Below are 20,937 nucleotides of genomic sequence, written 5' to 3' on the forward strand. Positions count from 1 at the left end.
CACGGGCGCCAGTGGCACCCGCGCCATCCCGCGGTGCGGTCATGACGGATCGACGAAACGTGCCGGAAACCTGCCAGGTCCGGGACCACGATCATCGAAACCAGACTGCCCTTGTTACCCAATGCGCAAAGCGACGGGTTTCCCGGTCACGCCGGGCGGAGCGGTCGCGCAAACCGCGAAGCGTTCGTCAGTTTCCGCGCAACAGCCAGTAGAGCAGCAGCGCGCACAGCACCAGGCCGAGCGCGAAGGCCAGCAGCTGTTTCCAGGCCACGGCGTGCCGGGCGACGCAGGGAGCCGACAGGGGTTCCGCCGGCCCGGGTTGCGCGTATGCACCGCGGCCGCCCTGCTGGGTGATCCGGGTGCGCAAGGTGTTGCGCGCCGTGATGCCGTGGCTGTCGCACAGCGAGCCGAGCAGCTGGCGGCGCCGCAGGCGGTATTCCTCGCGGTTGATCCGCCCGCTGTAGTGGGCCTCGTCGAGGACGCGCAGCCCCTGGTTGACCCGTCGCTCCCGTTCGCTCATTTCAGCTCCCGCAGCAGCCGGAACCCGACATCCTTCTGCGCGCCGCCATTGTCGCTCCGATGGCTGTCCACCGAGCAATCGGACCAGTAGCTGTTGTAGCTGCCGCCACGCACGATCACGCCGCCACCGCTGCTCACCCACTCCCAGACATTGCCGGTCAGGTTCACCAGGCCCCAGGGGTTGGGTTCGCGGCCCAGCGCGGAAATCGGCCCGCCGCTGCTGTCGTCGCTGGACGAGGGCGGAATGCAGTTGCTGTCCGGCGACTGCTTCCAGCCGCCGCCCGCATGCGCCGCGTGCATCCATTCGGCGTCGCTGGGCAGGCGGTAGGTGTAGCCGCTGGCGCTGCTCAGCCACTGCGCATAGGCCCTGGCCTGGGCCAGGCTGATGTTGCTGACCGGCAACTGGCTGGCGTCCCGGTCGCCCGCGGGCGCGCCCTCGCAGGCGTGGGTGGCGCGGCAGTAGCGGTTGAACTCGCCCACGGTGATCTCGGTGCGGGACATCGCGAAGGGCTTGCCTCCGTCCAGGCCGGGAATCACCACCAGGGCCGGCCCGCGCGCGTTGGCGCCCAAGGTGTCCACGCAGGCGCGACCCTTGCCGACCAGCTCGGGACGCGCGCAGGGGTCGTTGCCCGCGGTGGCGGCGGCCGTGGCCGGTGCTGCAGTCGCCGCCGTCGGCTTGGCGGCGACACCCGGAGCGGGCTTGGCCGCCGGTGCCTCGCCCGCTGCGTGGCCGGGTGCAGCGGCGACCGGCGCGGAGGGCGCCGTCGGCCCGTGCGTGACGGGCGCGGGCGCCGCCGATGCGGCCGTGGCGCTCGGCTTCAGGCTGTCCAGCCAGGCGGCCAGGCTGCCTTGCGGCAGGTGGCCGTGCTGCTTCAGGTCGGACTCCATCTCGTCCAGCCCTTGCGCATCGGCCTTGCGGGCGGTGGCGAGCTGGCTGCGCAGGCGCTGGTAGTCGGTCTCGGCCAGCGGCTGGCCGTTGGCCTTCGACAGCGCGGCGACGAGCCCGTAGCGCAGCTGTGCGTTGCGCAGATCGCTGCGGTTGCCCAGCGCCTTCAGGCCCTGCGCCAGCACGTTCGACGCGGCCAGGTACTTGCCGTGCTGGAACTGCTCGTCGGCCTGCCCCAGGTAGGCCGACGCCACCAGCTGCGGGCCTTCCTTGGCGAGGAAGGGATTGTCCGGCTGCAGGCTGCGGATGCGGGCCAGCGATTCCAGCGCCTTGGCGCTGTCGTCGGCCGCGGCCGCACGCCGCACCGACTCGATGCGCGAGTCCACCTCGGCGGTGGCAGCCTCCTGGTCGAGCTGGGCCTGCGCCTGGCCCTGCAACGCGGTCAGCTTGTCGCGCTGGGCGAGCAGCGGTGCCGACTGCGGCGCGTACTGCAGGCCCAGGTTCACCAGCGCGAGGTCCTGCGGCAGGTGCATCGTATCGGTCTGCTGCCCCGCAGTGGCGGCGATGGCGGCGCCCAGCGCCGCCACCAGGCGGCGCGTTTCCGGCGACTGGTCGCTGTGCAGCACGGCCATCGCGCTGGCCACCGACTGCTGCCAGCCGGCGTTCGCCGACGGACTCGCCACCAATGCGGCCAGCGCGCTGCGTGCCTGCGCGATGCTCTGTACCGGCGTGCCCGGCGCGGGCGCGGTCGGTGCGGGGACCGCCAGTGCCGCCAGTTGCGCCGCACGCTGCTTCAGCCGCGCCGAATCCGGGAACAGCCGCATGGCGAGCGCGAGCCGCTGGCGCGCCTCGTCCGCGCGGTCGGCGCTCAGCGACTGGCCGATCGCGATGTCGTACTTCAGCTCCAGCTCGGCGTTGTGCAGCAGCGCGCTGTGCGGATCGATCGCGCGGATGCGCTCCAGCGTGGCCACCGCGTTGTCGGGCTGGTTCTCGAAGATCGTGCCGGCGGTGATGCGCTGCGACAGCTCGGTGTCCAGCGTGTTGAGCAGGTCGTTCTTCTGCTGGGTCACCGCGGTGCGCCGGGTGTCCAGCGTGGGCGAGTACAGCTTCAGCTGGTCGCGCAGCTGGAACACGTGCTGGGCGCCGGCGAAGTCGTAGCGGCCCTTGGCCGGGTTCCAGTAGGCGTCGATGCGTGCGAGCAGGAAGTTCTGGATCGTCTCGCCCTGGTCCAGCACCAGCCGCTTGCGGTCGTCCTCGCCGAGGCCGTCCAGCGCCTGCATCGCCTCGTTCTCGTTCGCGTAGCGATGCGGGTTGCCGGTCGCGAAGCGCGCGATCACCTGGGACACATGGTGCTGGTGCAGGTAGCTGAGCGTGCCCCAGGTGCCGGCCCCGATCACCACGGCCGCCACCGCGCCATAGCCGAGCTTGGGCAGCAGCCGCTCGCGCAGGCCGATCTCGCGCAGGCCGTCGATCAGCGCGCCCGCCGTCTGCAGCCGCTGCTCGGCATGGAACGCGACGCTGTCGCACAGCGCCTTGTACTGGCGCCGCGTCAGGCCGGGCACCGGTGGCGGCTTGCGGCCCTCCTTCATCGCCACTTCGGCGCTCTGCTTGTCGAACGGGTGCTTGCCGGTGAGCAGCTCGAACGTCACGCAGCCCAGCGCGTAGATGTCGTCGGACGGCGACGGCTCCTTGCCCTGGATCATCTCCAGGCTGGCATAGGCCGGCGTCAGCGCACCCAGCGTGCCGGCGTCGAACACCGTCTCCTCGCCGGTGGCCTCGCTGAGGTGCTTGCCCGCGCGCGCGATGCCGAAGTCGAACACCTTCGGCACGCCGTCGCGCGTCACCATCACGTTGCCGGGCTTGAAGTCGGAGTGCACGATGCCTGCCGCGTGGGCGCGCTTCAACGCCCAGCCCATGCCCTCGATCAGCGGCCGCGCCTCGGCCAGCGGCATGCCGTGGTAGGCGCGCTCGCGGATCAGCGTGCGCAGGTCGGTGCCGTCGATGTATTCCATCGTCATGAAGACGATGGTGCGGTCCTTGTCGAAGTCGTAGACGCGCACGATGTTGTCGTGCGCCAGCAGCTGCGCGCGGCGCGATTCGCGCTGCAGCGCGATCAGCGAATCGGGATGGCGGCGGAACTCGTCGTTCAGCACCTTCACCGCCACGTAGGGGTCGCGGTCGCGCGCTTCCACCTTGCGTTCGTCGCGGGCGAGATAGACCACGCCCATGCCGCCGCGGCCGATCTCGCGTTCGAGCAGGAAGCGGCCTTTCAGCAACATGCCGACGGTGGCGTAGTCGCCGCCCTCGGCGGCGGCCATCTTTTCCCAGCTGGAGCGGTTGAAGCTGCTGCTGGAGCCGGTGCCCTGGGTGCCGGTGACGGCGGTGGCCTGCGGCGCGTCGGCCGCGGGCGGCCGCGAGGGGGGCGCGACCATGGTGGCATCCGCATCGCCCGCGGGCGCCGGCGGGCGCGAGGCGGGCTGCACCATGGTCATCTCGGCGTCCGGCGGCGGCGCGGCAGCGCGATCCGACACCCGCACCTTCGTCACGTCCTCGTCCACGACCGCGGGTGGTGGCGCGGGTGGCGGCGCCGGTGCCGATGCGGACGGCTGCAGGCTGCGCAGCTTCGCGGCAAGCGCGCGGGCCAGCGTCGGTTCGAGCCGGCCGGCGGCCGCCATCGCCTCGAGCAGCGTCTGCTCCTCGCGGCAGGTTTCGTCCGGCAGCGCGCCGCGTGCGGCCAGCGCTTCGAACAGCCCCGGCAGCGTGAGCCGCTTGGCCTGGTAGGCCGCAATCAGTTCGGCGATAGGTGTCATGGGTGGGCTTTGCTCAATCTTCGAGACGCACGATGACGGCGGAAATGTTGTCGCGCGCGGCGCGCTGCAGCGACAGTTCGAACAGGCGGGAGACCAGGGCCTGTGGCTCCGGCAGGTTGCGGGACTCGGCGTCGAGCTCCTCGTCGCCCAGCTCCTTGTTGATGCCGTCGGAACAGAGCAGGAACTGCGTGCCGGGCCGGTTGCTCGCCACCACCCAGTCCATGAACAGGCGTTCCTCGGCGCCGACGGCGCGGCTGAGCACGCCGGCGCCTGCCTGCGCCGTCGCCGTGGCGCCGCCGAACTGGGTGACGTCGTCCTTGGTGCCATGCACGTGGTCGCGGGTGATCTGGCGCAGGCGGCCGTCCTCGTTGCAGTAGGCGCGGCTGTCGCCCACCCAGCCGCACAGCATGAAATCCTTGTCGTGCACCAGCAGCACCACGGTCGAGCCGATGATGTCGCTGCCGCGCTCCAGCGCGGTGGCGATCAGGTCGGCGTTGATCTGCTGCAGGCTGTCCTCGATCGCCTCGATGAAGTCGAACACGCTGCCCTTGCGCGGCAGCGCACCCAGCCGCTCGACGATCATCTGGCTGGCGTAGTCGCCGGCGGCATGCCCGCCCAGGCCGTCGGCGACGACCCACAGGCCGACGTCGTCGCGCAGCAGGATCGAGTCCTCGTTGTGCCGGCGCACCTTGCCGGTCTCGGTACGACCGGCGGACTGGTAATGCAGGGTCATGGCTGCACCTCGATCACGGCCAACGGCCAGCCGGCCGCGTTGGAACCCAGTCCCGCGGCGGCGGCGATGTGCGCGCACGCGGCATGCGGCGACGGCAGCGCCAGCGCCTCGGCCAGCAGCGGCGACGGCAGTTCCGCCAGCTTGCGGGTGGCCAGCAGCAACAGGCGGTCGCCGGTGTCGATCTCGCAGACGATCTCGTCGCAGATCGGCTGCGTGGGCGCACCGAGTCCCGGCGCCACCGGCGAGGTGCGGCTGAACAACAGATCATCCAGGTCGCCGCCGAGCCCGGCGCCAGCGGCCGGCCGCTCGCCGCCGGCGAACACGGGATGCAGCTGGCCCGCGCGCCAGTGCCAGGCGCTCGCGGTGCCGATGCGCAGCAGGTCGGCCCAGCGCCCGGTGACGCGCACGGCGATCACCGCGCCATCCTCGTGCACCGGCTCGGCATGGTCCTCGGCCAGCTGGCCCAGGCGCGTGTGCAGCACCAGCAGGCGCGTGCGCAGGGCCTGCATGCCGGCGACGAAGTCGCTGGGCACGAAGCGGCCGATCAGCTCGCTGACCGCTGCCGCCGCCTGCCGGCGCGGGTCGGGCGCGCCGTCGTCGGCCACCACCATGGTCAGCGCGCAATCGTAGCGATGCAGCACGCGCGCGCCGCCCACGTCGGCCGCACGCACCGTGGTCTCCGCCGCACTGGGCTCGACCGCGTCCAGATGCGGCGCCAGGTCGGCGAACAGCTCGGACAGGTCGTCGGGCAGAAGGACCGGCGCCGGCGGCGACCCCGGCGATGCCATCTGCGCCGCCGGCGGCTGGGGCGCGCGTGGCGCGGCGAATGCGCCCGGCGTCTGCCAGGGCATGTCGGCATGCGCCGCATCGAGCATGCCGGCATGCGCGGCAGGCTCGGGCAGGCCGCGGGTGACCAGCACGCTGGCCGGCATCCGTGCCGCGCCCGTCGTCCACCACAGCGCGTACCCCGGCAAGGCCTGCAGCCGCGCCCACAGCGCGGACAGGAAGGCGGTGTCGACCGCCGGAGGCAATGGCAGGCGCCAATGGCCCGCGCTGCGCCAGTCGACCTGCGGCAGGGCTTCGCCCGCCGGATCAGGCGGGCTCAGCGGGGCCGGCAGCGCGGCGATGCGCGCCTCGAACACATCGACACCCTCGCCGCTCGCCTGCGCCTTGCGGTGCGCGCGCTCGGCGGCGGCGAACCAGGCGTCGTTGCACAGGGCCGCATCGATGGCGGCGGCATCCGTCAGCGGCGCGGCGATCACCATCGGAAAGCAGCGCCCCACCCGGTCCGTGGCCGGCCCCGTCACGCCGGCCCAGGCCGCATCGCCGCAAATGCCCGGCGCCAGCACGAAGCGCCACACCGCGCCGTCGCGCCATGCCTGCGCCCAGCCATCGCCCAGCCGCGCGCGACTGGCACTTACCGCCTGCTCGAAATGGCGGTCCCACACATCCACGAAGGACGCCGGCAGGCGCCGCTGCACGAAATCCCCGGTTCCGGGAAGCTTGCCGAAAAATCCTGCCCCTGTCGGATTCGGCATGCGGTCACCCCCCGCACCGGAAACGTTGCACTTCGGTGTTGAGGAACGGGTTCTTCAGGTTGCTCGCCTGGATCGTCAGCCTCGCCACCTTGCCGCCGAAGTTGAAGGTGGCGAGGAAACCCAGGTCCGATTGCTTCCGCAGTTGCGCCGCCTGCAACGCACGGAAGAACGCCCAGTCGCCCTGGTAGTCGAAGGTGCTGAGCAGGGTGCCCGCGCCGTCCCAGGCGGAGATCGTGACGTGGCCCGGCTGCGGTCCCGGCCACTTCATCGCCATGCTGGTGGCGCCGCCGGGCTGGTAGACGTATTTCTGGCCGTCGACGTCGAACTCCAGCTTGCCGATGCCGGGATCGAGCAGCGGCGCCTGCACGGTGAAATCCACCTCGGGCAGGTTGCCGTTGCGGAAATACATCTGGCGGATGTCGTCGGCCATCTGCGCCTGCGCCAGCACGCCCGGCGGACCGGCCACCGCGCCGGGACCGCTCTTCCACTGCCAGTTGCGGCCGCTGGTGTCGACCAGCTTGGACAGGGTCTGCTTGTTGAAGCTGTCGAAGCTGCCACCGTTGCCGAACAGCTCGCCGAAGTTCTGCAGCGGGATGTCGGTGCGGCTGTCCGGCGCGAACGGATAGCGGCCGCGCACGAAGCTGGCGCAGTCCTTGCCCACCGCCTGCTGGAACTGGTCGCCCAGCGCGCCCTTGGTGCCGCTGGCCACCAGCGCCTGGCTCTTGCCGGTGAGCGAGGCCACCCAGCCGGACACCGGCGCCGGCAGCTGCGATGCCTGCTGCTGCGCCAGCAGCAGCTGCGGGTTGGGCTGGCCGGCGGCGTTGCTGAAGTCGGTCATGGTCAGCAGCGTCTTGCCCAGCTGGTCCAGCGCCTGCAGGGTCTGGTCGATCGGCGCGGCACCCGGTGCGCCGGCGCTCAGCTGGTCCAGCGTGGCGAAGTGCGCGCTGATCGCCGCGCCCGGCGGCTGCGCCGCGGCCGCGGCGGCACCGCCGCCCGCCGCGGCCAGCGCACGGGCCAGCGCATTCTGGGTGAGCTTCTGCTTCGCCTTCTTCTCCGCCGCCTGCTGTGCGCCGGCCAGCGCCTTGTCCCCGGCGTCCTGCGGCGGCGCCTTCATCATGTCGCTGGTGTTGTCGCGCACCACGTTGAGCAGGGCCTTCAGCGGCGAGCTGGGGCCGGCGAGCTTGGCGGCGATCGCACTGGCGTCCTGGATGCTGGTGACCGGCTGCAGTTGCAGGTCGGCGAGCAGGTCGTCCCAGGCCTTGATGTAGTCCTGCTCGTACAGCGCCTGCACCTGCTGCGCGAGGCGGGCCTTCTGCAGGCTGTCGATCGGCGTGGCGCCGAACACCCAGTCGTCCTTGGCGAACTGGTCGACCGCCTGCGCGATGCCCTTGCTCGCCTCGTACTGGAACATCGGCTGGGTATACAGCGCCGGCACGGGCTCGGACAGCGCCGCGCCGCTCTTGCGGCGGAACACGTTGCCGAGCAGGCCCAGCGCCTTGTCCAGCTGCAGCGGCGGATAGTCCGTGCTGCCGGCGCCGAGCTTGAGGTTGCCGTAGATCAGGGTGGGCAGGTCGGCGGTGCGCAAGGTGCTGCGCGCCTGCTCCACCAGGGTCTTGTCCAGGCTCAGTGCGCGCAGCCGGCCCGGCTCGGCCACCAGCGCGTGGAAGTGCTTCGCCAGCGCCTGCTGCAGCACCGTGTCGCCGGGAAACACCTTGCGCCACTCGATGTCGGTGAGCGCGGCCAGCTCGTCGGCGTCCTGGTGCTGCGGCTCGCCCAGCATCAGGTAGCCCTTGAGGTAGTAGTACAGCGCCTGCGGATCGCCGGCGTTGCCGGTGAGCCCGGTGCGGAACTGGGCAGCCACGCCCGGCAGCAGCAGGCCGTTCAGTTCGCGCAGGTAGGCATCGTGCACTTCCCCGCCCACCGCGCTGCCCTGGTACAGGCCAAAGCGCATCGGGAGCGGCATATGGCCCTGGTACTTGTTCGCTGCGTCCTGCACCGCGGACAGGCCTTCCAGCCGTGCGAGCACGCGGGCGAAGTATTCCTTCTGGGTGGTCGCGGCGTCGATGTCGCTCTTGGCCGGATAGCCCTGCAGCGCGGCCTGCACCTCGGCGAGGTAGCCGCGGTTGCGGCCGTAGCTGGTGCCGAAGCCGGCGAGCAGCAGCACGGTCAGCAACAACACGCCCGCGTAGGAGGCGATCTGCAGCAGCACCTTCTGCCGCTCCAGCGCGGGGTTGGTGCCGGCGAAGCCCGACTCGCCGAACAGCACTTCCTTGAGCAGCCGCTCGACGAAGAAGGTGCGCCGCTGCGCGCCGGGCACGTGCAGCTGCGCCGCGTCCACGCCGAAGGTGCGCGCCACCGCGCCCATCATGCGGTCGATCGGCGTGCCTTCCTGGGTGCCTGAGGTGAGGTAGACGCCGCGCAACAGCGGCTGCGCGGCGTAGGCGTGGCCGCTGAACGCGCCCTCCACGAAACGCCGCGCGATCTCGCGCAAGGCAGCCAGCTGCTGCGGGAACGACAGGATCGCCGCGCGCCGGTTGCGGTCGCGCTCCGCATGCAGGCGGTCGAGGATGCGCGTATCGAGCTGGCGCAGCAGCAAATCGAACTCTTCGCCGAAGCGTTTGGCGGCGCTGCCGTCCATGGTCGCTTCCAGCGGGAACGAGAAGCCCCACACCTGGCTGCGCAGTTCCGGGCTGAGATCGTCGAAGAATTCGCCGAAGCCGGCGACCAGGTCGCACTTGGTGAAGGTGAGATAGACCGGCACGCCGATGCGCAGGTGCGTGGCCAGTTCGTCCAGCCGGCGCCGGATCGCCTGGATGTGCTCCGCGAGGCCCGTCTCGTCCAGCGTCAGCAGGTCGGACATGCTCATCGCGATCACCACGCCGTTGATCGGCCGGCGCTTGCGGTACTTGCGCAGCAGCTTCAGGAACTCCGCCCACGCCGAGGCATCGGCATCGCGGTCGGAGTCCTGCATGGTGTAGCGGCCGGCGGTGTCGAGGAACACCGCCTCGTCGGTGAACCACCAGTCGCAGTTGCGGGTGCCGCCGACGCCGCGCAGCGCCTCCTTGCCGAAGCGCTCGGACAGCGGGAAGTTGAGCCCGGAATTCTGCAGCAGCGTGCTCTTGCCCGAGCCCGGCGGCCCGATCACCACGTACCACGGCAGCGCGTACAGGTTGCCGCCGCGGCGGGTCTTGCGCAGCGTGTCCACCGCTTCCTGGAAACGCGCCTGCAACTGGCTGCGCTCGGCCGCGCTGCGCTGGTCGCCATCGCCGGGCTGGGCGCCCTGCCCGGCCAGTTCGCCGGACATCTGCCGCGCCTTGCCGCGCGCGCGCCATGCGCGGATCTGCAGGATCGCCAGCCACGCCACCACGATCAGCACGATCAGCAGCAGGCGCGCCGCCACGCCGGCCAGCGGTTGCGACGCGCCGATGCCCAGGTACGGGCCGCCCAGCCAGATCAGCACCGCCAGCAGCACGATGCCGACGAGGGCGATGAACCAGCCGCTTTTCAACAAGCTCAGGAACTTGGCCACTGGTTCAACCCTCGGGGATGTACATCAGTTCCACGCGCCGGTTGCGCGCACGATTGGCCGGCAGGTTCGGGGGCAGCGCGATCGGCTGCGAGTCGCCGGCGCCGCTGGCTTCGAGCCGGCCGGGATTGTCCAGGCCCTCGCCGAGCACCTGCTGCACCGCGTGCGCACGCGCCGCGGAGAGCGCGAAGTTGTCCTTGAACTTCAGCGAGCGGATCGGCTGGTCGTCGGTGTGCCCCACCACGATCACCCGGCCCGGCACCTGGTTCAGCGCCGCGGTGATCTTGTGCAGCAGCGGCAGCTCGGCCGCGCTCACGTCCACGCCGCCGGAGGCGAACATCCCGGTGGCGGACAGCCGCACCAGCTCGCGGCCGTTGCCCTGCTCGACGATGGCGAGCCTGCCGGCCTGCTCCTCGGGCGCCAGCAACTGCTTGAGCGTGGGGTGCGCCGGCGGCGGATTGGTCTTGTCCAGCTGGGCCATCGCCGGCGGCGTGGGGCTTTCCAGGCCGATCTGCGCCAGCTGCGCGCTGACCGGCGCGGACAGCGTGTTCAGCCGCGTGTGGAAATACAGGAACGCGCCCAGCAGCACGCAGGCCGCCGCGGCCACGATCACCCACAGCGGCACGTAGCGGATCAGCGGATTGCGCTTGTCCTGGATGCCGCGCCAGTGCGGCGCCAGCTCCTGCGCGGCGGGCGCGCGTTGCGCGCGGATGCGCCGGTACAGGTCTTCCTGGATGTCGGCCAGCCTGGCGCGGCCGCCCGCCTCGATCAGGTAGCGCCCGCCGAAACCCAGCGCGAGGCAGATGTACATCAGCTCGATCAGGTCGATGTGGCGCGAGAAGTCCGCGCACAGCCGCTCCAGGATCTGGAAGAACTTCGCGCCGCCGTAGGACTCGCCGTGGAAGGTCACCAGCAGGGTCTGCTGCGCCCAGCCGCTCTGCTCGCCCCAGGGCGCGTTGAGCACCGCCTCGTCGAGCATGGTGCACAGCACGTAGCGCGCGGCCAGCGCGGTCTGCTGCGCAATGCCCGCCTGCTGCGCATGGCCCTCGAACTTGCGTACCTGGGCCACCACCTGGTCGCGCAGATGGGTCGCGTCCGGCGGCGTGGCGCTGTGGCGCAGCTGCACCGCCAGCAACAACAGCGGGCTGGCCGCCTGCACCAGCGGATTCATGCCGCCGCCGAGGAAGGCGCTGATCTCGGCCGGCATGGCCGCCGCGGCGCGCGGCGCAGGTGCCGGTGCGGCCGGTGGCGGTGGCGCGACCGGCGCGGGCGCCGGCACTGGCGCAGGCGTGGCGCCGCGCGGACGCACCACGGTGGCGTCGCGCATCGGATCGTCGTCGTAGGGGCCCTTGGGAGTATTCATCGCTGCTTACCCTCCCCTGATCGCCCACAGCTGCAGATCCAGCCCGGCGAAACCGCTGCCGAAGTGGAACGCGATGCCGCCGGACGTCTTCAGCTCGCGCCACATCGCCGCGTGGCGGTCGAACTCGAAATACAGGTAGCCGGCGTTGTACGGGATCTGCCGCGGCGCCACCGGCATCGGCGACACCGGGATGCCCGGCAGTTGCAGGTTGACCAGGTCGCGGATCTTCTCCACCGGGCCGATCTTCGACTGCGCGGGCAACTGCCGCCGCAGCTCCTCGGACTTCACGTCGGCCTTCGCCGCCAGCACGAAGGCGGCGTTGTCCAGCAGGGTGAGGTCGGGCACCACCGCCACCCACACGCCGAACTTGCGCTCCTGCAGCGGGATCGGCGTGGCGTTCTGTTCCATCACCGCGCTGAGGCTGGCGCGCAGCGCGGCGATCACCGGCTCGAAACTCTCGCGCAGCGCCTCGTGGCGGTACGGCGGCAGCGCGGGCGGCCGCTTGCCCGGCGCGGTGAACGTGGCCAGCTCGCCGGCCAGCATCACCAGCGTGCGGTACAGCTCTTCGGGATGCAGCAGCGGTGCCTCGGCCAGGTGCGCCACCAGCGGCTGGCAGCGGTTCACCACCTGCAGCAGCAGGAAGTCGGCGATCTCCGCCGCGCCGCCGCGGTCGGTCAGCGCAACGCGGCTGGCCAGCGCCTCGCCTCGCTGGTGCAGCAGGCCCAGCAGCTCGGTGAGGAAGGTCACCAGCCGCGACACGCCCTGGCAGGAGAGGCCGGTGGGCATGAACGCGTCGTCCAGCATCACCCGGCGGTCGGTGCGGCATTCCACGATGCGCGCCAGCGGCATGCGGGTGAGCCCTTCCATCGGCTGCGACTGCGGCAGCAGCCGGCTGCTCATGCCGCCCACTTCCAGCGGCGTCGCGCCGTCGGTGCTGCCGGAAGCGTCGCGCACCTCGGCCTCGCGCACGCGGAAGCGGAACAGTTTTTCCGCCGGCGCCTCGGGCCGGCCGCTGTCGGGCTGGGTGGGCGAGCGCAGCGGCAGGGTGAGGTACACGGTCTGGTCGCGCCAGTTCGCGTCCACCTCCAGCGGCGGCGGCAGCGGATCGTCGCCGGGCATCGCGAACGGCGTGCCGTCGGGGAACACGCCCCGCGCGCGCTTGATGCCCAGCTTGCCGATCGCCAGCAGGTCGGCCTCCAGTTCCAGCTCGTGGAAGCCCCAGGCGTAGGGGCGCAGGCTGCCGGCGCGCAGCTCGACGAAGCGCTCCAGGTAGCGCTCCTGCTGCTGCATGTGCTGGGGCCTGAGGAACAGCCCTTCGCTCCAGATCACCTTGTTGTTCTGCGTCATGCCTCGCACCCGCTCGTGGTTGTTTTCATGCGCCCTTGTTCGACGGGCGCGACGCCTGCCCTGACCGCCGCGCCGACTTCAGCCGCGCCAGTTGTTCCTCGTAGGCGCGTGCGAATTCGTCGCCGAACAGCCGGCGGAAGCATTCGTCCGGGTTGCCCATCAGCTCCTCGAAATGCTCGCGGTAGCGATCCCAGTAACGGCCCTTGCCGCCGAAGGCCGCGCGCTTCGCGCCACCGTCGGCCTCGTGCTCGAAACGGTCGGGATTGAAATGCACCAGCAGCGACTCGAACGCCGCGCGCACGCCGGCCAGCATCGCCATCTGGTGGCAGCGGATGTCCTCGAAGGCGTCCTGGAAGGCGGCGCTGCCGGACAGGAAGGCCGGCCCGGTGGGCGCCAGGATGCGCTGCACCGCCTCGTCCGCGGTGGGCGCGAACTTCAGCGGGTTGTTCTCCGAGCGCTGGATGATGGTCACCGGCAGGCGGAAGGTGTTCTTGATCTCGGCGCGCGCGCGCAGCACGTCCATCACGCCGTCGGCCACGATCAGCAGGATCTGCTCCAGCTCCGCCGGCAGGGCGCCCGGCGCCGATGCGGCGGGCCGCGGCGCGGCCACCAGCGGCGCGGCGGGTGCGGCCGGCGCCACCTCGGGCGCGAAATCGCCCATGGTCAGGTCCCAGTTCTCCGGCAGCATCTGCGCCTGGCGCTGCACGTCGGTGACCGGCGGACGGAAATGGTCGGCGGTACCCGCGGTGTGGTTCCAGCTGGGGATCGGCTCCGCTTGCGGCGATGCGGGTTCGGGCGTCGGCGTCGCATAGGGCGCGTCGAGGAAACTCAGCGGATCGAGGTCGCCGCCGGCCGACGCGGCATCGGGGATCAGGCTGGCACCCGCGGCGGCCGCCGGCGGCCTGGCGGGCGACAGCAGGTCGGACAGGCCGAAATCCAGCGGGTCGCCTGCGGGCAGGGACGCGGGCGCCACGACCGGTGCAGGTGCGACGGCTGGCGGCGCCTCCGCTGCCTGGCCCGCTGCCTGCACCTGCACCGACATTTCGAACGTGTCGATCTGCAGGCGATCGCCGTCCTTCAGCGCGGCGGGCTCGCCCTTGGCCAACGGCGCGCCGTTGAGCAGCATGCCGTTGGTGCTGCGATCCTCGATGAAATAGATGCCGTTGAGGCAACGCACCATCGCATGGATGCGCGACACGCCCGGGGCGCTGAGCACCCAGTCGCAATCCTCCGAACGGCCGATGCTGCCGCCGACACCCTGGAAGGTTTTCTGGCTGCGGCTGCCGAATTGCGCGGCCTGCCGGCCGAGCACCGCAAGCGTCAGTGTCTGCATCGCCACGCTCAGGCTCCCTTGCTGCCCGCGCCGGCCGCTTCGCCGGTGCCGAGCAGGGTCAAGGCGCGGGCGACGAACTCGGCGCGGCGCGCCGCGAAGCGTTCGGCCACCAGCGCCGCCATCAGGTTGGCCGCCGCCACCGTGGCGCAGGCGGTGAGGTGTTCCGGCGGCGGCACCGGCGTCTCCTGCGCGGCCGGCGCCAGGCTGCCGCCCGACCAGCCGGCCGCCGCGGCCATCCATGCGCCCAGCGACTTGTAGCCGCCGGAGTTGGCGAACTCGTAGGCGGCGCGGCGGTTGCTCTCGGTGGGCTCGCGCACCCACTTCTCCGCCAGCGAGGCGCCGGCCTTGTCCTCCAGTTCCAGCGGCTGGTCGCGCGCGCACTGGCACAGCCAGGCCACCGCGTAGCGCTTGGGCAGCAGGCGCGCCAGCAGCTTCAGCGCGTCCTGCGCCTCGCCGGCATCCAGCAGCGACTGCACCGCCGCCTGCGGCGTCATCTCCGGCCGCAGCTGCGCGCTGGCCGCGGGCGACAAGCCCATCTGCATCGACGCTTGAATGATCGCGGACATGGGCCTGCCTCCTCAGCCGATCATGGTGATGCCGCCGCCCAGCTTGGCCATGCCGTCGCCGGTGAGCTGCAGCATCGCCCCCTTCACCGTGGTCATCGCGCCGCCCTCCACGTCCATCATCGCGTCCGAGTGCACCTTCACGCTGGCGCCGGAGCCGATGTCCACCGAAGCCTGGCCCGCCATCTTCACCGTGGCGTCGCCGGTGATCTTGATGTTGACGCCCTTGATCTCGACGTCACCCGAGCTCTTCAGCGTGATGCTGGCGGCGCCGCAGACCAGGTCGATCTCGGTCCCCGCGCTGAGCTTGAACTTCTGGCCGATCGTGGTGGTGCCGTTGGCGGTGACGTCGAGCTTGTCGTCGTTCTGCACGGTGACCTTGCGGTCGTGCTTGATCGTCTCGGTCTGGTCGTTGTCGACGGTGAGCGTCTGGTTGTTCTTCACTTCTACCGTCTCGTCGTGGTCGATCGTCACCACGTGGTCGTTCTCCACCTCCTCGTGCATGTCCTTCTGCGCGTGGATGATGAAGTCCTCGCTGCCCTGCTTGTCCTCGAAGCGCAGCTCGTTGAAGTCGTCGGTGCCGCCGAGCAGGCTGCGGCTCTTGATGCCGCTCTGGGTCTTGTTGTCGGGCAGGCCGTAGGGCACCGTGTTCGTGGCGTTGTAGACGCTGCCGATGATCAGCGGCCGGTCCGGGTCGCCTTCGAGGAAGCTCACCACCACCTCCTGGCCCACGCGCGGGATGCTCACCGCGCCCCAGCCCTTGCCGGCCCACGGCGAGGCCACGCGCACCGGGCAGGAGCACTTCGCGTTCGGCTTGTCCGGCATGTTCCAGTGGAAATTCACCTGCACCCGGCCGTATTGGTCGACGGCGATGTCCTCGTCGGTGTCGCTGCCGGTGACGATGGCGGTCTGCAGGCCGACCACCTTGGGCTTCACCGTCCGGATTTCCTTGCGGAACGGAATGCTGCTGGGCAGCGCGCGGAACTGGCACTGGAACTCGAGGACGTCGCCGCTGCCCGAGGCGTGGCCGCCGCCGCGCAGGTAGCTCTGGGTGGCGGTCAGCAGGTATTCCTGGTTGAGCTCCTTGCGCGGGTAGCCACCCAGGGTGAACAGGTTGCCGGCCTCCGCGCCGCAGGCGTCGGTGGAGCCGCGGTAGCCGGAGCGCGCGGCGGTCAGGGCCTCGGCACGCACGCCTGCGTAGTGCTGGCCCACGCCCGCGTCGGCATGCGCGCCCGGAAAATCGAAGGCGCTGTAGGTCGTCGCCGGCTGGTTGCCGCTGCTGGTCTGCGTGGAGAGCAGCGAGGCCTTGGGCGTGAGCGGGTTGTAGTCGGTCAGCTTGAAGGTGGCGCCGTCCACGCCGCGCGTCGCCCCGAACGTGGCGATGCCCGCCCCCTTGCCCAGCGCACCGCCGGCGCCGGGCGCGAACGGCACCTTCTTGAATGCGTCGACGGCGGCGTGCGCGCCCACGCCGTCGGCCAGCACCATGGTGTGCTTGCTGGCGTCGTGGGTGAAGTAGTAGTAGATGCCTTCCTGTTCCATCAGGCGATGGATGAAGGCCAGGCCGTCCTCGCGGTACTGCACGCAGTAGTCGCGCTGCGCGTAGTTGCCGGTGAGGCTGTTCTTCACGTCGGTGTAGCCGGATTCCTCCAGCAGCTTCTGGATGATGTCGGGGACGCTCATCTCGGTGAAGATGCGGCAGTCGACGATCTGTTCCAGCAGCCACGGCTTGGGCACCAGGGTGACGGCGTACTGCGCGTAGACCAGGGTGTCGACGGTGGCGACGCCGGTCTGCGAGGCCTCGCAGACCATGCCGTTGAAATGGCGCACGAAGCCGTCCTGCAAGGTCAGCGTCACGGTCATCGACGAGCCCAGCAGCGAGGTCAGGTCGATGTTCGCGTCCTCGCTCTCGAACTGCAGCTCGAACCGGAAGAGCTCGCCCAGTTCCTCGTCCGCGCTCATGCCGACGAACAGCAGGTTGTCGCACTTGCTGGAAGTGATCTTGACGGGATCGCTCATGCGACGACGCTCCTGGAACATGGCGGGAGCCGGTCATGCCAGCGCGGTTTCCGCAAGGCACTGCTCCCGGTGCGCCGCGCCCGGGCAACCTGCATCGCCAAAGATGCAGGCCAACGGAAGCGGCCCCGGGACAAGGGGTGGACATGCGGGCTGGCAAGGCGAGCGACGGGCGGCATAGGAACTCCTCCCCCTGTAATGCGCAATCGAACGGCATTTCGGGTCACACAACGGAAAAATCGCCTCGGCGGCGATCCAACCGGTTGACCGGCAGGTCTTTTCGTGCGTCCCGGGCGAGGCGTTTCTGCGCGCGGGGCTGCATGCTCCCGCGATCAGGCCGTGCCTATCGGCCGTCCTTCGTCATGCCTGTCGGGCGGCATAGCCGGTCCAGCGGCACCGGACGGCCGCCGATCGTGAGGCGGCCGTCTCCGAGGCGTGTCGGCCCGTTGAAGGTGCGGCTGCGCCACAGCACGCGGCAATTCCTGGCGTCCACCGCGTAGAGCCGGTTGTTGCTGCCCGAGTAGGTCGGCACGTACAGGATCCCGTCGCCGAGCAGCACCGGAGCCTCGATGACGGCCACCTCGTCGCTGACGGTGCAGGCGGGCGCGGTGCCCGTCGTGATCCGCAAGGGCCCCTGCCACGCGGTCGGGTGCTGCGCATCGTCGGCGGTGCCGAACGCCACCGACACGTCGCCCAGCTTGCCGACGCTGCCGGCGATGCCCATGGGCACCAGGTGGCAGGCTCCGGCGACGGCGGGAGCCAACGCCAGGGCAAGGGTCAGCACTCCATGGGCCATGCGCATCAATGCACCTCCGGCACGGGTTTCGCGTAATAGTCGACCTTGGGCAGGTCGCGATGATTCCACGACCAGTTGATCCCCGTCTTCTCCCGCCCCACGCCACCCAGCCGTCCCCAGTAGCCCAGGGGATAGCGGCTGCCCGGCGGCGTGGGCACGATCACCACCACATGGCCATGCCCGGCCGCCTTGAGACCTGCCACCACGAAGAAACCGCGGTTGGCGTAGCCGGTCGCCAGCGCGGGATCGTGCCCCAGGGCGACCCAGCCACTGGCCTTGGCGCCCATCGCGTCGACCATCGCATTGGCGTTGCCCGACAGGACGATGCCGAGATCGCCGGCCACGGCATGGACGAAGCCGCTGCAGTCGCTTTTCCAGCGGGGCCATTCCTGCCGCGATGCCGTCTCGACGGCCGACTCGGCGGGCTTGCTGACGCCGGCACTCACCCTGCCGCCGCCTTCGCGCCATCGGCGCAACGCGCCAGCACCACCCAGCTGCGCACCGGCTGGCCGAACTCCTTGCGCAGGCTGTCCTCGGCGATGCGGATGTCGCCGAACCCGGCGCGCTCCAGCGCTTGCATCGCATGGGTGCGCGAATGGCGGTAGCGGCCACTGGCCGCAAGCGTCACGCGGTCCTCGTCGCCCGCTTCCGCCTCCAGCGAGAAGGCCAGCCAGCCGCCCGGCCGCAACGCCGCATGCGCCGCGGCCAGCACCGGACCCAGCTCGCCGAAATACACCAAGGTGTCGGCCGAGAGCACCACGTCCCAGGCGGCGGGCTGCTTCTGCAAATAGGCGGTGAGTTCCGCCACGTCCAGCGCGTCGTAGCCGCCGCGCTGGCGCGCCTTCTCCACCATGCCGCCGGAAAGATCCACGCCCACCAGCCGGCGTGCATGCGGGCGCAGCAACGGCGCGCACAGGCCGGTGCCGCAACCGGCGTCCAGCACGTCGAGCGCGGCGGCAGGCGCCGGCAGCACCGTGCCCAGCGCGTCCGCCAGCACCTGCGGCGCGCGGTAGTCGAGGTTCTGCAGCAGCTGTTCGTCGAAGCTGTCGGCGAAGCGGTCGAAGATGTCGCGCACATAGGCGTCGCCCGCGCGCTGCGGCGCCTCGGCGCCACCGCAGGCGGCCAGCATGTGGCGCGGGATCGGGTTGTCCGGCTCGCGCGCCAGCCAGTCGCGGTACACCTGCACGGCCTCCCCGGTGCGGCCCAGCACGTACAGCGACACGCTCAGCGCCTCCAGCGCCTGCACGAAGCGCGGCTCCAGCGCATAGGCCTCGCGGAAACACCCCACCGACTGCTCAATGTGTTCGAGGTTCTGCGCGTGGTTGCGCAGGAACAAACCCAGCAGATAGTGGCCCTGCGCGTAACGCGGCGCCTGCCGCAACAGCTTTTCGTAGGCCTCGAACGCTTCCTGCGGGCGTTCCTGCGCCTCCAGCACCACGGCGAGGTTGCTCAAGGCGTTGTGATGCTGCGGGCTGCAGTCCAAAGCCTTGCGGTAACAGGCCTCCGCCTCGCGCAGACGGCCGCATTCCTTGTGGATGTTGCCGAGGTTGTTGTGCGCGTCCGGGTGCCTCGGCGTGACCTGCAGCGCGGTGCGGATCAGCTCCACGCCCTCGTCGCTGCGTCCGCACTGGTGGCACAGCACGCCGAGGTAATGCAACGCGTCGGGCTGCGCCACGCGCAGATCCAGCACCTCGCGATAAAACCGCCCGGCGGTGTCGAGATCCTCGGCCTGGTGCGCCTGCATCGCCTGCTGCAGCACGGGGCGCCAGGCCGGCGTGGCCGCGCGCGCGGCCGCTGGGCGGACGAAGACCTGCGCAGGATTCCTCTTCATGCGCCCGCTCACGCGATCAGCACGGTGAAGCAGCCCAGCACGATCGTGCCGCCGTGGGCGCAGGAATCGCCGAGCCGCGCGGCGGGCTGCCCGCCGATCAGCACCGTGGGCGAGCCCATCACGATGCTGTCCGGCGGCCCCACGCACACCGCCATGTCGCCCAGCCGCGCCGCCGGCAGGCCGCCGATCAGCACCGTGGGCGCGCCGGGCGACACGATGGGCCCGCCCACGTGCGGGATGGGCGGAACCCCGGGCGTGACCATGGGGCAGACGTGCATGTCGGTGAGGCGGGCGGCGGGTTGCATGGGACGCTCCCTGGCTCGATGCGGTTCAAAGAAAGTTGCTGAGCATGCCGCCCACGCTCAACGTGGAACGCAGCGGCCTGTGGATCGGCACGCCGCTGATGACGAAGGGCGAGCCCTGCACCAGGTCTGCCGCACGATCCTGTACCGGGTGGATATGTTTCCTGATCAGCACCTCTATGTCTTCCATCCAGCCGGCCTGGCCGAACTCGTCGAACAGCATGGCCACCAGATCCGAGGTATCCGAGCACACCAGCATGTAGGCGCCCAGCAACGGGCAGGTCTTGAACGCCTGCAGATCCAGCAGCTCGGGGTTCTTCAGCACCTTGTTGACCATCACGGTCTCGCGGAACTCGATGGCAAACTTGGCGATGACGCGTGCCGCGTTCGCCGCCGCCTTGGCCGCCCCCACCGCTGGCGCCAGCACCGCGCCCGCCCCCTTCGCCGCATGCAGGGCGGTGTTCGCGGCAAACGCCGCCGAAGTGATCGAAGCCTTCGCGACCTGGTTCGCCGTTTCCCGGGCCAGCAAGGTCTGCACCGCGGCGAACGCCGCCGCCGGGTCGCCGCTGGCGATGGCGAAGCCGTGCGTGGATGTTTCGTACTGCTTGTAACCCTTGTAGATGGCCATCCCCCATTGCGAGAGCATCTTGCCGCCATCCGCCACCAGGCTGATGATCGGCAGCATGCTGGCCACGTGGTCGATCGCCTGGATGATTCCGGCCGTCCCGGTCTCGGCGACCGCCTGCGCCGCGAAATCCTTCAGCGTCGCGATCTGCGTGCCGAACATGTCGTTGACAGCCTGCCTCACCTCCGGCTGCAACGCCGCCTTGACCGCGCCGGTACCCGTTGCCTTGGCGCCCTGCACGGCCTCGGTGAGGTCCCGGTGGGCCATCTGCAGCTGCGCAAAGCTGTCCACCACGCGCAACACCACGCGCTTGCCTTCGAACAGGGTCTGCAGCTTCCGGCGCCGCGAGTCGTCCCAGAACTTCAGCGCCGCCACTTCGTCCGGCGGCAGCTTGAGGTCGACGTAGACAGCCTTGCTGAGGTTGGTGAACGGGAAGTTCGGCGCCTTGTTGCGCTCGCTCATCTTCCAGCCGTCGCCCTTCGCGCGTTTCCACGCGGCCAGCGCCTGCCGCACCACCTTGACCTTGTCCGGCGTCTTTGCCAGATCATGCGCCTTGATCGCCTCGTCCAGCTTCTTCAACTCGGAACTGCGCGGCTTCATGCGCAGCTCGGTCTGGCTCATCCAGACAGCATGGCTAGGTATCGTGGACATGGAAATGCTCGAGCTCCCGGAAAAGAGATTTTCATTCGATTACGCAAACCGACCCAGGCAGCATCCCCGGAAAGCAGGCGTGGCCCTGTTTCACGGATGAT

15 protein-coding genes are annotated in these 20,937 nt (G+C 70.5%); all 15 read right to left on the bottom strand.

Annotated elements, in window-relative coordinates:
* Positions 1–187: 187 nt before the first annotated feature.
* The 15 genes from ABQJ56_RS05940 to ABQJ56_RS06010 all read right to left on the bottom strand — a co-directional run bounded on the left by ABQJ56_RS05940 (position 188) and on the right by ABQJ56_RS06010 (position 20,836).
* Positions 188–520 (bottom strand): hypothetical protein, encoded by a 333-nt coding sequence (locus ABQJ56_RS05940; protein ID WP_367844074.1) that lies wholly within the window; start codon positions 518–520, stop codon positions 188–190.
* On the bottom strand, positions 517–4,215 hold the full coding sequence (locus ABQJ56_RS05945) for a protein kinase domain-containing protein (protein ID WP_367844075.1): 3,699 nt from the start codon (positions 4,213–4,215) through the stop codon (positions 517–519). Before ABQJ56_RS05945 ends, ABQJ56_RS05940 begins: the two co-directional genes overlap by 4 nt.
* A gap of 13 nt (positions 4,216–4,228) precedes the next feature.
* Positions 4,229–4,948, bottom strand: coding sequence for a PP2C family protein-serine/threonine phosphatase (locus ABQJ56_RS05950; RefSeq protein WP_367844076.1), 720 nt, complete (start codon positions 4,946–4,948; stop codon positions 4,229–4,231).
* Positions 4,945–6,486 (bottom strand): type VI secretion system-associated protein TagF, encoded by a 1,542-nt coding sequence (gene tagF / locus ABQJ56_RS05955; protein ID WP_367844077.1) that lies wholly within the window; start codon positions 6,484–6,486, stop codon positions 4,945–4,947. Before tagF ends, ABQJ56_RS05950 begins: the two co-directional genes overlap by 4 nt.
* 4 nt (positions 6,487–6,490) lie before the next feature.
* Complete coding sequence (tssM, locus tag ABQJ56_RS05960) at positions 6,491–10,015, bottom strand: type VI secretion system membrane subunit TssM (protein ID WP_367844078.1); 3,525 nt, start codon at positions 10,013–10,015, stop codon at positions 6,491–6,493.
* Between the two features lie 4 nt (positions 10,016–10,019).
* Positions 10,020–11,375, bottom strand: a complete 1,356-nt coding sequence (icmH, locus tag ABQJ56_RS05965) for a type IVB secretion system protein IcmH/DotU (RefSeq protein ID WP_437343396.1) — start codon at positions 11,373–11,375, stop codon at positions 10,020–10,022.
* 6 nt (positions 11,376–11,381) lie between these two features.
* On the bottom strand, positions 11,382–12,722 hold the full coding sequence (gene tssK / locus ABQJ56_RS05970) for a type VI secretion system baseplate subunit TssK (protein ID WP_367844079.1): 1,341 nt from the start codon (positions 12,720–12,722) through the stop codon (positions 11,382–11,384).
* Positions 12,723–12,747: 25 nt separating this feature from the next.
* Positions 12,748–14,055, bottom strand: a complete 1,308-nt coding sequence (gene tagH / locus ABQJ56_RS05975; RefSeq protein ID WP_437343401.1) for a type VI secretion system-associated FHA domain protein TagH — start codon at positions 14,053–14,055, stop codon at positions 12,748–12,750.
* Positions 14,056–14,063: 8 nt separating this feature from the next.
* On the bottom strand, positions 14,064–14,621 hold the full coding sequence (locus tag ABQJ56_RS05980) for a DUF6931 family protein (RefSeq protein WP_367844081.1): 558 nt from the start codon (positions 14,619–14,621) through the stop codon (positions 14,064–14,066).
* A gap of 12 nt (positions 14,622–14,633) precedes the next feature.
* Positions 14,634–16,634 carry a type VI secretion system Vgr family protein gene (locus ABQJ56_RS05985; protein ID WP_367844082.1) on the bottom strand — a complete coding sequence of 667 codons (2,001 nt, stop codon included), beginning with the start codon at positions 16,632–16,634 and terminating at the stop codon, positions 14,634–14,636.
* A 340-nt stretch (positions 16,635–16,974) separates the two neighbouring features.
* Positions 16,975–17,433, bottom strand: coding sequence for a PQQ-binding-like beta-propeller repeat protein (locus ABQJ56_RS05990; RefSeq protein WP_367844083.1), 459 nt, complete (start codon positions 17,431–17,433; stop codon positions 16,975–16,977).
* Positions 17,433–17,873: a hypothetical protein gene (locus ABQJ56_RS05995; RefSeq protein ID WP_367844084.1), complete on the bottom strand. Its 441-nt coding sequence runs from the start codon at positions 17,871–17,873 to the stop codon at positions 17,433–17,435. The genes ABQJ56_RS05990 and ABQJ56_RS05995 overlap by 1 nt, the downstream gene beginning before the upstream one ends.
* The gene (locus tag ABQJ56_RS06000; protein WP_437343397.1) at positions 17,870–19,258 is read right to left on the bottom strand and encodes a tetratricopeptide repeat protein; all 1,389 of its coding nucleotides are present in this window, start codon (positions 19,256–19,258) and stop codon (positions 17,870–17,872) included. Before ABQJ56_RS06000 ends, ABQJ56_RS05995 begins: the two co-directional genes overlap by 4 nt.
* 8 nt (positions 19,259–19,266) lie before the next feature.
* Positions 19,267–19,563 (bottom strand): PAAR domain-containing protein, encoded by a 297-nt coding sequence (locus ABQJ56_RS06005; protein ID WP_367844085.1) that lies wholly within the window; start codon positions 19,561–19,563, stop codon positions 19,267–19,269.
* Positions 19,564–19,588: 25 nt separating this feature from the next.
* Entirely contained in the window at positions 19,589–20,836 is a 1,248-nt protein-coding gene (locus tag ABQJ56_RS06010; RefSeq protein WP_367844086.1) for a hypothetical protein, read from the bottom strand.
* Between the last annotated feature and the right edge of the window lie 101 nt (positions 20,837–20,937).

This window comes from Rhodanobacter geophilus, from assembly GCF_040812275.1.
Classification (GTDB): Bacteria; Pseudomonadota; Gammaproteobacteria; order Xanthomonadales; family Rhodanobacteraceae; genus Rhodanobacter_A; species Rhodanobacter_A geophilus.